Raw genomic sequence first — 12,803 nt, forward strand, 5'->3', positions numbered from 1 at the left:
TACTGATGGAAACAAAGCCCTCTCCGCACCAAAAGGAACGAAGCGCATGAGCACACCAACCCGGGATTCGAGCATCGACGCCAGGACGCAGTCCACCCCGGAATCCGGACACCTCCAGGAGTTGGCCCACGAAGCCATCCAACTGGTTCGACACTGGCTCACCGAAGCCTCGAAGGTGCCCGTTGACGTTTCCGCCCAGCGCCTCGCCGGCGTCCTCAAGGACCCGAATGGCCTGGACTTCACGGTGGGATTCGTCGACGGCGTCATCCGCCCAGAGGATCTGACCGTCGCCGGCCGCAACTTGGCGAAGCTTGCCCCGAAGGTCCCGGCCTTCCTGCCCTGGTACATGCGTGCCGCCGTGCGCACCGGCGGTGTCATGGCTCCGGTTCTTCCGCAGGTAGTCATTCCGATCGCCCGCAAGGTCTTGCGCGACATGGTGGGCCACCTGATTGTGGACGCCACGGACGCCAAACTGGGCCCGGCCATCGCCAAGATTAAGCAGAACGGCGTCCACCTGAACGTGAACCTGCTGGGCGAGGCCGTCCTGGGCGAACGCGAAGCCAGCCGCAGGCTTGAGGGAACCCTCAAGCTCCTGGCGCGTGACGACGTTGACTACGTCTCCATCAAGGAGTCCTCCACGGTGGCCCCGCACTCGCTGTGGGCCTTCGATGAAGCAGTGGACCACGTGGTCGAGAAGCTCACGCCGCTCTACAAGCTGGCTGCATCGTTTCCCAAGCCCAAGTTCATCAACCTGGACATGGAGGAATACAAGGACCTCAGCCTGACCATGGCCGTGTTCACCCGGATCCTGGACAAGCCCGAATTCAAGAACCTCGAGGCCGGGATCGTGCTCCAGGCCTACCTCCCGGACGCGCTCTCGGCCATGCAGGAACTGCAGGAATGGGCTGCGGCACGCCGGGCAAACGGCGGCGCTCCCATCAAGGTGCGCGTCGTCAAGGGTGCCAACCTGCCCATGGAGCAGGTCCAGGCGTCCATCCAGGGCTGGCCGCTCGCAACGTGGGGCACCAAACAGGATTCGGACACCAACTACAAGCGAGTCCTCAATTACGCGCTCACCCCTGAGCACATCGATGCGGTCCGCATCGGCGTCGCAGGCCACAACCTCTTCGACGTTGCCTTCGCGTGGCTGCTGGCCAAGGAGCGCGGGGTCACGGAGGGCATTGAGTTCGAAATGCTCCTCGGCATGGCCACGGGCCAAGCCACGGCTGTCCGCAAGGACGTCGGCAGCCTCCTGCTGTACACACCGGTGGTGCACCCGGGCGAGTTCGATGTCGCCATCGCCTACCTGATCCGCCGCCTCGAAGAAGGCGCCAGCCAGGACAACTTCATGTCCGCCGTGTTTGAGCTCAGCGAGAATGAAACCCTGTTCGAACGCGAGAAGCAGCGCTTCCTCGCCTCCCTCGCGGAGCTGGACGACGCCGTTCCGGCCCCCAACCGCACACAGGACCGCAACAAGCTTGCGGCCGCCATGCCAAACCATGGTTTCGCCAACACGCCGGACACCGATCCTGCCCTGCCCGCCAACCGGGCCTGGGGCCGTGCCATCCTGGAGCGCATTACGGGCTCCACCGCCGGCAACGCGATCGTTGAAGCCAGCAAGGTCAGGGACGCCCAGGAGCTGGACCGCATTATTGCCACCGCCGTCGAACACGGCAAAGCTTGGGGAGCCATGCCGGCCGCCGAGCGCGCAGCCATCCTGCACCGGGCAGGCGACATTCTGGAATCCCGCCGCGCCGAACTTCTTGAGGTCATGGCCTCCGAGACCGGCAAGACGATCGAACAGGGCGACCCCGAAGTCAGCGAAGCAATCGACTTCGCGCACTACTACGCCGAGCGTGCCAAGGACCTGGAAACGGTCGACGGCGCCACGTTCGTTCCAGCGAACCTCACCGTCGTGACCCCGCCGTGGAACTTCCCGGTGGCGATTCCCGCAGGCTCCACGCTGGCGGCACTCGCGGCGGGATCCGCCGTCGTGATCAAACCGGCAAAGCAGGCCCGCCGCTCCGGTTCCGTCATGGTGGACGCACTTTGGGAAGCTGGTGTGCCGCGCGAAGTGCTGGCGCTCGTGCAGCTCGAAGAACGCGAGTTGGGCACCCAACTGGTCTCGCACCCCAGCGTTGACCGCGTGATCCTCACCGGTGGCTACGAGACCGCCGAGCTCTTCCGCTCCTTCCGGCAGGACCTCCCGCTGCTCGCGGAGACCTCGGGCAAGAACGCCATCATCGTCACTCCGCACGCGGACCTCGATCTCGCCGCCAAGGACGTCGTGTACTCGGCTTTCGGGCACGCCGGACAGAAGTGCTCCGCCGCTTCGCTCGTGATCCTGGTAGGCTCCGTTGCCACCTCCGAGCGCTTCCACAACCAACTCGTGGATGCAGCCCGCTCGCTCAAGGTGGGCTACCCGGAACAGGCAACCACCCAGATGGGCCCGATCATCGAGCCGGCCAACGGCAAGCTCCTCAACGCCCTGACAACCCTCGGCGACGGCGAGACCTGGGCCGTGAAGCCGGAGAAGCTCGATGAGAGCGGCCGGCTGTGGTCCCCGGGCATCCGGTTCGGCGTCAAGCGCGGATCCTACTTCCACCTGACCGAATTCTTCGGCCCGGTCCTCGGCGTGATGACCGCGTCCACCTTGGAAGAAGCCATCGCCATCCAGAATGAGATCGAATACGGCCTCACCGCCGGACTGCACTCGCTCGATTCCGATGAAATGGGCGTCTGGCTGGACACCATCCAGGCCGGCAACCTCTACGTGAACCGCGGCATCACGGGCGCCATCGTCCAGCGGCAGCCATTCGGCGGCTGGAAGAAGTCGGCCGTGGGCGCAGGCACCAAGGCCGGCGGACCCAACTACCTGGTCGGACTTGGCAGCTGGCTCCCTGCCGAGCCCGCCGCGAAGCGCGGTGCAACGCTCAAGGGTGCGGCGGCTTCGATCCTGGCCGCGGCCAAGGCCGCAGGCCCGCTTGTTGAGGCCAGCGACGCGGAGGCCCTGCAGAAGGCGCTCTTCAGCGACGCCGCGGCATGGGCCACGGAATTCGGCACCCGCAAGGACGTCTCCGGCCTGAGTGCCGAGCGCAACGTCTTCCGGTACCGGGCCTTCCCCGTGACCATCCGCTTGTCCGAGGGCGGGAAGCTCGTGGACCTGCTTCGCGTCGTGGCAGCCGGGGCAGTGGCGGGTTCGGCACTCACGGTGTCTACCGCCGTCGAGCTTCCCGAAGCCGTTATCGCAGCGTTCGCGGGACTCGGGGTGAGCACCCGCATCCAGAACGACGCCGAATGGCTGGCTTCCGCGGCAGGCATCAACGGTGGCCGCATCCGCCTGATCGGCGGGGACAGCAGCGCGCTGAGCGCCGCCACCGGCGGTCGTCCCGACGTCGCGATCTACCACGGCACGGTGACCCCGGCCGGACGCATCGAGATGCTGCCGTTCCTGCACGAGCAGGCCATCAGCATCACGGCGCACCGCTTCGGCACGCCGAACCACCTGTCGGACGCGCTGATCTAGCGATTCCTCAAAAAGCCCGGCGGGACGGCACCAGCCGCTCCGCCGGGCTTCTTTGCGTCTAAGCCTCGTACCCCAAGCGCCGCAACCGCTGACGGGCGGCCTGCTCGCTGGGGCCGCTGCGTCCCAAAGTGAGGCGTACAACGGCGAGGACCACCCGCGCGGCAAGAATCGACGGCAGCGGGATGGGGCCAAAACGGGCCTTTTCCAGCCCCAACAGTTCCCGGTACCGGGGCTCAAGGCTGGACACGGCCGCGGCGAACAAAATCCGGTAACCGGGTTGCAGCGACGCTTTCAACGGGGGATATCGGATGAAATCGATGGTTTCCCGGAGCCGCTCGTCGGCGCGGAGATGTCCGGAGGCGTACCAGCGGTCCATTTCCGCCGTCACTTCCGCGAGGCTCAGGGGAGGGTCCTCGACTCCCATCAGGCGGCCGGCCTGGGCCCACTCGCGGATGTAGGCGTCGGCGCCGCCGGGGACCGCACCTCCCCAGATCCGGTGCGCGGCCACGAAGGAATCCGCGTAGGCAACGTGGACCCAGCGGAGAAGCTCGGGGTCGTTGGCTGAATACTCGCGGGCCTGTCCGTGCGCGTCAACGTAGCTGCCCTTGACGGAATCATGGACCCGTCGCACGAAATGGGTTGCCGTGTGGGCTGCGTCCATGGAGCCGTAGCTCACGGTGAATATCCAGCGGATGGTATTTGCCAGCCGGCCGAGGGGATCCCTTTTGAAGCCTGAATGGTCGTATACGCCCGCCAGGGCACCAGGGTGCAGGGACTGCATGAGCAGCACCCGGATTCCCGCGACGATCGTGGACATGGACCCGTGGACGGCCCAGACGGCCGAGCCGGGAAGGTGGTATCCGGGGTCGTTTCCCTCCGCAAGCCGCAGCACCCAGTCAGGCGTGGACTGCGGGTGACCCGTAAAAGTCATCCGCAGCTCCGCTTGCCACTTCTTCAGGAAGTTGACCATGGTCCATTGTTGCGCAGCATCCTGTTGGCGCAAGGGGCCGACGTGTTAACGCAAAAAGTGCCGGCCAGCTGTGGAAACAGCGGGCCGGCACCTTTTACGCGAGTCCGCTTAGGCCGCGGGTTGCTCGGCAAGCGCCCGACGGCGGCGTGCCGGGGACGCTGCCACCAGCAGCGCCGCGATTGCCACGGCAGCGCTCAAGACCAGGCCGGGCCGGTACTGATCGAGCATGGCCGCGGCGCTGAGCGTGTTGCTGGTGCCTGCGCCGGTGTCATGCCCGCTCACCAGGGCCGTCGTCACGGCAAGGACAAGGGCTGCACCAACCTGCGTGCTGGTCTGGATGAGTCCGGCGGCCAGCCCCTGCTCCGAATCCCGGATTCCAGCGGTGGCTTGGACGTTGATGGATGGGAAGGCCAAGGCGAACCCGATGCCCAGCAGGATCACCGAGGGCAGGATGTCCAGGACGTAGTTGGGTGAGGTTCCCACGCGGAGGAACAGGACGTAGCCCAGTCCCATGGCGGTCAGGCCGGTGAGGATGAGCTTCGGAGCTCCGAATTTCTCGATGAACCTATCCGCGAAGGGTGCGCTCGTTGCCACCAGGAGCCCGGTGGGAAGCAAGGCAAGTGCCATGCCCAGGGGAGACCAGCCGAGGACCGATTGCAAGTACATGGTGAGGATGAACTGGAAGCTCAGATAGGAACCGAACAGTCCAACCGCACTCAGGTTGGCGCGCGCCACCCAGCCTTCACGAAGGATGCCGAAGCGGATGAGAGGGTGCTTGACGCGGTTTTCGATGACGGCGAAGGTTGCCAGCACGGCAGCAGAGATGGCGAATCCGGCGATTGTTGCCACAGATCCCCAGCCCTTCTCCGGAGCCGAAACCAGGGTGTACACGAGGCCAAGCATGCCGAGCGCGAGGGTGACTGCGCCCCAGACATCATGGCCACTCTCTTCCGTGGACGGCTTGTCCCGGGGAATGAACAACATGCCGAGAAGCACGACGGCGACGGCGATCGGTACCGATACGAGGAAGGTCCAGCGCCAGCTCAGGCTGGTCATGAGCCCGCCAACCACCAGCCCGAGTGAGAAGCCGCTCGCGCCGAACGTGGTGAAGATGGACAGCGCCTTGTTGCGCTCACGGCCTTCATCGAAGTTGGTGGTGATGATGGAGAACCCGGTAGGGGCGGTGAACGCTGCGGCCAGGCCCTTGACGAAGCGCGTCGCGATCAAGAGGGTGGGATCGTTCACGAGGCCGCCGAGGAGTGAAGCCGCAGCGAACACGGTCAAGGCGATCAGGAAGATCCGACGCCGGCCCAGCAGGTCGGCGAGCCGCCCGCCCAGGAGCAACAGGCTCCCGTAGCCCAGGACGTAAGCGGAAACGATCCACTGCAGGGAATCGGTTCCGAGGTGGAGTTCGTGGCCGATGGAGGGAAGGGCCACGCCCACCATGGAAACGTCCAGGCCGTCGAGAGCCAGGACCGTGCACACCACCATTAGCAGCAGCCACTGGGCCCGGGTCCAGCGGACGGCTGTATGGAGCTGCTCGGCAGATCTAGTGAGGGTGCTTGGGGAAGTCATGGAAATCAATCTATATGACGCGTCATTCAATGACAAGGAATATGACTAGGAATCTTATGACGTGGACTTTATTTGGGGTTTCGACTAGAATCGCACCATGGCAACAACGCAGGATCGCCAGCTGGTTGAGCAATGGCGCAGCATCCAGAACTCGTACTTCCGCACCGCGGCCGCCATCGACCGCGCCCTCGAAGCCAAGTTCGACATCGGCCTCAACGAATTCGAAATCCTCGATCTCGTTGCCGAAAGCGTCGACTCCGCCTGCCGCATGAAGGCACTCGGGGAGCGGACTCCCATGACCCAGAGCGCCGTCTCCAAGGTTGTCGACCGCTTGGAGAAAGCCGGACTCGTCTCGCGCGTAACCTGCGCGGATGACCGCCGCTCGTTGTACCTCGAGCTCACCGACGCCGGCCGCGCGCTGCATTCGGATGCCGCCGTCGAGCACCGCGCGCTGCTGAAAGAGAACCTCGGCGAGTAGCCCGCTACGGTCCGGCGAGTGTTTCGCGGACCGGCCAAGTATGAAGTCGAGTGTTCCCAATCAATTTCATAGCGGCCACAATGGGACAAGCGCGCCCGTACTGGGGATGAGCGCCTGTCTCAGGAGCCGCTGTGGGAAAGCATCATGAGTCTGACCGGATTGTCGATCTGGTGCTCACAAGAAAATTTGGACGGGTCCTTTCGGCCTGCTTCCTCGCTGTCGTGGTGATCCTCGCTTTTGGTTTCCAGGGCCCGGGCTTGGGCGGACCGGCAAGGGACAGATCCTTGGCCACGGGCCAAGTCGAACCCGGCATGCTGCCCACCGATGGTGCCGCGTCCAGCGCGCAGGAGGCCGCGCCTCAAAGCGTGACATCGGCCCCGGTCCAGGCAGGTGACAAAGCCACGGTGTCTTTTGAACGTTCCCCGGTCCAAACCCTCGACAAGAACGGCGTCGGCACTCTCAACGTCTCGTCGAGTTCCCTCGACCGGCCCCCTGCCGGTAAACTCTACGCGCCGCTGGAAACGCTGCTTCCGAGCTCTCCCTTCGGGTTGAGGATCGATCCTTTCACCGGATTACCGGGTGAGTTCCACTGGGGCCAGGACTTCGCCGCGGCTTGCGGCACGCTCGTCTACGCAGCCGACTCCGGCGTTGTCCGGGCCGTGGGTTGGCACCCGTGGGGTGGCGGCAACCGCGTGGAAATTGATCACGGCAACGGCCTTGTCACCACATACAACCACCTGCAGGGAATTGCAGTGACCAAGGGGCAATCGGTCCGGGTAGGCGAGGTCATTGCCAGAGTGGGAACCACGGGTTCCTCGACCGGTTGCCACTTGCACTTCGAGACGATCCTCAAGGGCGTTTACACCAACCCTATGAACTGGACGTTCCTGCCAACCAATCAGGTGGATCCCCTCGGCGATATCCCGATGGTCAGCTACCAGCCAGGTTCCGCCACCGCGACCTCGGCGGGGTCTGTCTGGTCCATCCCCGGGGCCGTGCCGACTGACCCGGGAGCCGTGCCCTCGAGAGAGGCGGTGACCGGCGGAGTGCAGGAAGCGAAGGTTGTGCCGCCGAGCCCGTCTGCTACAGGCAAGCAAACGCCGACGGCGTCACCCACTGGTAGTCCGACGGCGAGTCCGACTGGCACCCGAACGGGGACGCCGAGCCCGACCGCGACGCCGACTGCCACCCCGAGTGCGCCGCGGACTGGCACCCCGAGTGCGCCGCGGACTGGCACCCCGACCGCGACGCCCTCGCCGAGTGCCACTCCCACTCCAAGCAAGACGCCGAGCCCTACCGTGACTCAGGCTCCCACCGTGACCGCACCGCCCACGGTGACGGTACCGCCCACGGTGGCGCCGACGTCGAGCCTTCCCGCGCCGGTACCGACCGTGACACACACCCAGTCGCCCCCGCCGGCGCCCACGACGCCGGCACCCATCAAACCCACGCCGTCAGCGCCCGCCAGCCCCAAGCCGTCGGCTACCGTAACTACCAAAACCACCCCTACGGCCCCTTAGCCGTAGAAGTCATCGCCTTCCTGGAGCCCGTCCAGCCGCGCGTAGACTCGAATGCGGCAGTTTGCCAAGGTTCCACGTCGTAAGGAAGCGATTCAATGTCCCCGATCTATAGCATCCCCTTGACGTTCAACGACGGCTCCCAGGCCGACTTCGGGCGTTTCGAGGGCAAAGCCGTACTGGTAGTCAACGTGGCTTCGAAGTGTGGTTTCACGCGCCAGTACTCGGGACTTGAGGAGCTCTACGGCAAATACCGCGACCGTGGATTCGAGATTCTGGGTGTGCCGTGCAACCAGTTTGCCGGCCAGGAACGGGGTTCCGACGCCGAGATCGCGGACTTCTGCCAGCGCAATTTCGGAGTCTCGTTCCCGCTCGCGAGCAAGTCCAAGGTCCGGGGCAAGGAGCAGCACCCCCTGTACGCCGAACTCACCCGGACGGCCGACGGCTCCAAACCGCAGAAGGTGAAGTGGAACTTCGAAAAGTTCCTCGTGAGCCGCGAAGGCGAGGTAATCGCCCGCTTCCCGTCCGTCGTCGAGCCCGATTCCCAAGAGCTCATCGAGGCACTCGAAGAGGCTCTCGCTTAAGCAGGCTGGAAAGATTCCTCACCAAGGTCGGCGATGCCACTGGCGAGGGTCTGACGGTTGTCAACAACGATTTCTCCGTCAACAACCGTCAGGATCACCGGCGTCTGCGCGAATTCGTCCGGCGCGGTGGTCAGCGGATTGTGTAGGACCACCGTCAGATCGGCGCGGGCTCCGCTCTCTACGATTCCGCCTTCCTCGCCGACCGATCGCCAGTATTGGCTCGTGTAACCTTCGAGAGCGGCACGCGCGGACAGCGCCTGCTGGGGCTGGACGGGCTCGACGTCGGGCCGGCCGGCCGGTCGGCGCGTCTGCGCTGAGGCGATGATCGCCCGCGGGTCGAAAGGCGCGATAGGCCAGTCCGATCCGAGTGCGACGATGGCTCCGGCGGCGCGGAGATCGCGGGTCCGCCACGCGTGGTTGGCCCGTTCGCTGCCAAGCCTGCGGGACCAGTTGTCGGTGTGGTCGGCGCGGCTGTAGAGGGCGCAATGCGTCGGCTGCAGGCTCGTTGCGGCACCCGCGCTGATGATTTCCGCTAAGACCGAATCCGGGATGGACTCGATGTGCTCGATCCGGTGGACCGTGCCGTTCTTGGGAAGGGCGCCGATGGTCCGCGCGACGAAGGACACCGCCCGGTCGCCGATGGCATGCGTGGTGGTGGGGATGCCGTGTTCGTGGAAGAACTTCATGGCTGCGGCAAGGGCCTCCGGATCGTGCCAGAGCGGGTGGAGTGATTCTCCGTGGGTGTCGGGTTCAAAGAGCCACGCCGTGCCGTTGTCGATGGTGCCATCCATCATGAGCTTGATGCCGTGAACGTGCCAGCGCCTCCCGTGCCGGCCCTGCATCGTCAGCATGGCTTTCAGGTCCTCCTCGGTGGCGCCGGGCATGACCCACGGCGAGATCCGCAGCCGGATGGCGAGCTCGCTTTTGCGCTCCAGGGCCTCCAGCACTTCGAGGGTGTCCGGGGCCCCGAAGTCCAGCATCTGGCCCGCTACGAGCCCGGATTCTGCCATGGAACGCAGGAGCTTCCCAAGTTCGTTGACGCGCTGCTCGAAGGAGGGCTGGGGAAGGACGCGGCGAACGAGCTCCTGGGCGGCCATTTCGTAGAGCATGCCGTTGGGCTTGCCGTGCTGGTCGAGGCCGACGTAGCCGGTGCTGGGCAGTTCTTCCGTTCCGGTGACGCCGGCGAGCTTGAGGGCGGCGTCGGACACAAGCGAGGCATGGCCGTCGAACAGGGTGATGAACACGAGTTCGTCGTCGAGGATGCCGTCGAAGAGGGAGTTGTCGAAGACCGCATCCCCGAAGATGGCAGGGTCGAGGCCCCAAGCGAACAACCAATCGGAGCCGACGGCGTGCGGCGTGGAAGCTGCGTACCACGCAAGGGCTACGCGGACGTCGTCGAGCTCGGTGATCCCGCCCAGGTCAAGGCCACGGGCTATTTCCGCTCCATGGATGGGGTGGATGTGGGCGTCGATCAGGCCGGGGCAGACTGTTGCGTCACCGACGTCGATCACCTGTTTGGCTCGTGCGGTCCATTCATCGGCAGCCTCGGCGCGGCCGACGTACGCGATGCGGCCATGTGAGATGGCGACGAAACCGGCGGTCTCAGTGAGCGCCTCACCGTCGAGGATGCTGGACGAGAAGATGACGAGATCGATGGGCTCGGGCGTGGTCACGATGTAACTCCTTGTTGTGTTCGGGTTTCCGACGCCGGCCCGGTGAGGATCAGTCGTCGTCGATGGCCGCCTTCAATCCGGCCGAAAGGACATCGGCCAGGAACGCGAAGCGGTCTACGGGGTGCTCTGCCACGGCTTTTTTTGCCGCAAACAGATGGGGATAAGTGCGTTCCTCCTCTTGGTTGATGCTCCATGCGGATTCCATCGTCATTGCGTCGAGGCTCGCGCCGATCGCTGCGCTGTCGAGGGTTTCCAACGCGGGAATGATGAGGTGCCGGGGTGCCCCCGCGATCTCGAACGCTTCGACAAACTGGTCGTATCGCTCCAAGGCCGCCGGGTGTGACACCGGCTGCGTGAGCAGGAGGGGAAGGAGTGCCGGGACCAGGCTGTAGGCCTTGCGGAGGGAGTCGAAGATCTCGCGGATGACGTCGTCGAGGCTGCCGGACGGCAACTCGGGCATCGGAGCCCTGTCCACGAGCGCGCCACGGGCCAGCTCGATGATCTCTTGGCGACCCGTGACGTGCTTGTAGAAAGATGACTGCCTGACGCCCAAGCGTTCCGCGAGCCGCGGGATCGAGAGGCTCTCTTCCTCCTCGAACATCTCCAGGGCCGCGCGGCCGATCGCCTTCCGCGAGAGCCTTGGTGTCCGGGGCCGTCCTAGCTGGCTGGTTTTGCTGGGAGTCTGCATTCCTCAAGACTAGGCTCCGGGATCACTCGGCGTGGCCGATGCGCTGGTAGGCCGCCGGGTTGACCTTACGTAGCACGAGGGCCAGCACGGTTCCTGCCGCAAACAAGAGCGGTGCAAATACGAGCAGTGTGGTGTTGACGGGGTCCCCGGCCGGGAGGCCGGTGAGCAATTGGGCGTTGTTGGCCATCAGGTAGGTCACCGCGCACATGATGATCGTGGCTGCTACGGCGGAAGGCATGACGTACCAGCGAAGGCCGTGGTCCTTGAGGCGGGTGAAGAAGACCACGACGCCGACGCCCGTGAGTGCCTGCAGGAGGAGGACGCCGATCACTCCCGGGGTGTTCGTCCAGATCAGGAACTGGGTGAACGGGTCCAGCTGGAGCAGGGCCGCGCCGATCACGAGGGCGAGCGCGAGGAGGGTCTGGTCGAAGCCGGCCACCGAGGGGGTGCGGTATCGCGGGCTGATCCGGCCTGAGCGCTTCGGGAAGATGCCCTCGCGGCTCAGGGACAAGGTATAGCGGTTGATGGTGTTGTGGAAGGAGAGCTGGGCGGCGAAGATGCTGGTGACGATCAGCACGCTCATCAGGTTCACGCACCAGCCGCCCGCGAAGTTGCCCGCTGCGATGTAGGCGGTGTCCCCGGCGTCGAGGTGGCCGGCGGCGAACGCTTGGACGGCGTCAGCTCCGAAGGCCTGGACGATGATCCAGACGGCGAAGGCGTAGAACGCGCCGATGAAGGCGACGGAGATGTAAGTGGCACGGGGGACGCTGCGGTCCGGGTCCCGGGCTTCTTCCCGGTACAGGGCTCCGGATTCAAATCCCATGAAGGCGGAGAAACCCAGGCCCAGGACCGCGGCGAACTGCGGGGAGAAGATGGCCTGCGGGCTGAATGATTCAAAGCTGATGCCGTGTGCGCCGCCTTGGGCCAGGACGAACGCGGCGACGATGGCAACGATCGCGGTTTCGAGGGTGAGCAGGACGGCGAGGACCCTGGCGCCGACGTCGATCCCGCGCCAGCCCAGGTACCAGACGGCCCCGATTGAGACGATCGCGTAGAGCCACCAGGGAAGTTCCACGCCGGTGAAGGATTTGACGGCGAGGTTGGCTTGAATACCGAGCAGTCCGTAGAGGCCGATTTGCAGGCCGTTGTAGCTCATCCAAGCGGTGAGGCCGGAGCCGAGGCCGACCACGCGGCCGAGGGTTTTCGATATGTAGCCGTAGAAGCCGCTGTACGAGCGGACGTGGCGGGTGAGCGCCATGAAACCGATGGCGAACAGGCCCAGGCCGATAGCCGCGGCGATGTAGATGGAGGGAGCGCCGACGCCGCCCACCGCGAGGGCGAGCGGGGCGATGCCGACGACGATGGTCAGCGGAGCGGCCGCTGACACCAACATGAACACAATGTCGCGAGTGCCGATTGCGTTCTTCTTCAATCCGCCGTCAACGCTGACGGGCGCGGACGGCATGAGGGCCGCCTCTTCTTTAGTGAAAGCCATTCGCTTATTGTGAGGGGCGGCACATGTTTCAGTCAAGAGGGTCTGTTCCGGGGCTTGTTCCCCGGACCACGCAACCCCGACGCTCGCTCACCTATATCGCCTTTTTGGCGAACGCTCGCTCACTTATGTCGTCGTTGGTGAGTGCTGGGCTATCGGCTGCTGGAGCCCCGCATGATAAAGGGTCCTCCTGGGTAACCACGCCAGGCATCGAAGTCCGGGCGGCCGAGGTCTTTGCCGACCGTGAGCGGGGGGATTCCTTCGGACTGAAGCAGATCGATGACGAGCCGGCTGAGCGTA

At 65.1% G+C, this 12,803-nt stretch carries 9 protein-coding genes; 4 read left to right on the top strand and 5 right to left on the bottom strand.

Annotation, left to right across the window (positions count from 1 at the left end; translation table 11 throughout):
- Positions 1-46 precede the first annotated feature (46 nt).
- Positions 47-3,526 carry a proline dehydrogenase family protein gene (locus ACSKT0_RS01905; RefSeq protein WP_437772255.1) on the top strand — a complete coding sequence of 1,160 codons (3,480 nt, stop codon included), beginning with the start codon at positions 47-49 and terminating at the stop codon, positions 3,524-3,526.
- 58 nt (positions 3,527-3,584) lie between these two features.
- Here ACSKT0_RS01905 and ACSKT0_RS01910 read toward each other — a convergent pair whose 3' ends face one another.
- Together ACSKT0_RS01910 and ACSKT0_RS01915 are read right to left on the bottom strand one after the other, a co-directional pair.
- Entirely contained in the window at positions 3,585-4,496 is a 912-nt protein-coding gene (locus ACSKT0_RS01910; protein WP_437772256.1) for an oxygenase MpaB family protein, read from the bottom strand.
- A 108-nt stretch (positions 4,497-4,604) separates the two neighbouring features.
- Positions 4,605-6,071, bottom strand: a complete 1,467-nt coding sequence (locus ACSKT0_RS01915) for an MFS transporter (protein WP_437772257.1) — start codon at positions 6,069-6,071, stop codon at positions 4,605-4,607.
- 97 nt (positions 6,072-6,168) lie between these two features.
- Between ACSKT0_RS01915 and ACSKT0_RS01920 the strand changes: the two genes are divergently transcribed.
- The 3 genes from ACSKT0_RS01920 to ACSKT0_RS01930 all read left to right on the top strand — a co-directional run bounded on the left by ACSKT0_RS01920 (position 6,169) and on the right by ACSKT0_RS01930 (position 8,650).
- A complete protein-coding gene (locus ACSKT0_RS01920; RefSeq protein WP_364540001.1) occupies positions 6,169-6,549 on the top strand; it encodes a MarR family winged helix-turn-helix transcriptional regulator in 381 nt (126 codons plus the stop codon).
- 131 nt (positions 6,550-6,680) lie between these two features.
- Entirely contained in the window at positions 6,681-8,069 is a 1,389-nt protein-coding gene (locus tag ACSKT0_RS01925) for a peptidoglycan DD-metalloendopeptidase family protein (protein ID WP_437772258.1), read from the top strand.
- 95 nt (positions 8,070-8,164) lie between these two features.
- The gene (locus ACSKT0_RS01930; RefSeq protein WP_437772259.1) at positions 8,165-8,650 is read left to right on the top strand and encodes a glutathione peroxidase; all 486 of its coding nucleotides are present in this window, start codon (positions 8,165-8,167) and stop codon (positions 8,648-8,650) included.
- On the opposite strand, the gene ACSKT0_RS01935 is transcribed toward ACSKT0_RS01930, so the two are convergent.
- Genes ACSKT0_RS01935 through ACSKT0_RS01945 form a run of 3 tightly spaced genes read right to left on the bottom strand, consistent with a single transcriptional unit; the run spans position 8,647 to position 12,506 of the window.
- Positions 8,647-10,323 carry an amidohydrolase gene (locus ACSKT0_RS01935; RefSeq protein WP_437772260.1) on the bottom strand — a complete coding sequence of 559 codons (1,677 nt, stop codon included), beginning with the start codon at positions 10,321-10,323 and terminating at the stop codon, positions 8,647-8,649. The two genes, ACSKT0_RS01930 and ACSKT0_RS01935, sit on opposite strands and share 4 nt — an antisense overlap.
- A gap of 49 nt (positions 10,324-10,372) precedes the next feature.
- Positions 10,373-11,011 (bottom strand): TetR/AcrR family transcriptional regulator, encoded by a 639-nt coding sequence (locus ACSKT0_RS01940; protein WP_437772261.1) that lies wholly within the window; start codon positions 11,009-11,011, stop codon positions 10,373-10,375.
- Between the two features lie 22 nt (positions 11,012-11,033).
- Positions 11,034-12,506: an APC family permease gene (locus tag ACSKT0_RS01945; protein ID WP_437772262.1), complete on the bottom strand. Its 1,473-nt coding sequence runs from the start codon at positions 12,504-12,506 to the stop codon at positions 11,034-11,036.
- Positions 12,507-12,803: the final 297 nt, after the last annotated feature.

The sequence above is a fragment of the Arthrobacter sp. KNU40 genome, assembly GCF_051515115.1.
In the GTDB taxonomy this organism is placed as follows: domain Bacteria; phylum Actinomycetota; class Actinomycetes; order Actinomycetales; family Micrococcaceae; genus Arthrobacter.

Coding starts and splice junctions, on each gene's coding strand:
- ACSKT0_RS01905 (WP_437772255.1), top strand. CDS start 47: ATGAGCACACCAACCCGGGATTCGAGCATCGACGCCAGGACGCAGTCC.
- ACSKT0_RS01910 (WP_437772256.1), bottom strand. CDS start 4,496: ATGGTCAACTTCCTGAAGAAGTGGCAAGCGGAGCTGCGGATGACTTTT.
- ACSKT0_RS01915 (WP_437772257.1), bottom strand. CDS start 6,071: ATGACTTCCCCAAGCACCCTCACTAGATCTGCCGAGCAGCTCCATACA.
- ACSKT0_RS01920 (WP_364540001.1), top strand. CDS start 6,169: ATGGCAACAACGCAGGATCGCCAGCTGGTTGAGCAATGGCGCAGCATC.
- ACSKT0_RS01930 (WP_437772259.1), top strand. CDS start 8,165: ATGTCCCCGATCTATAGCATCCCCTTGACGTTCAACGACGGCTCCCAG.
- ACSKT0_RS01940 (WP_437772261.1), bottom strand. CDS start 11,011: ATGCAGACTCCCAGCAAAACCAGCCAGCTAGGACGGCCCCGGACACCA.
- ACSKT0_RS01945 (WP_437772262.1), bottom strand. CDS start 12,506: ATGGCTTTCACTAAAGAAGAGGCGGCCCTCATGCCGTCCGCGCCCGTC.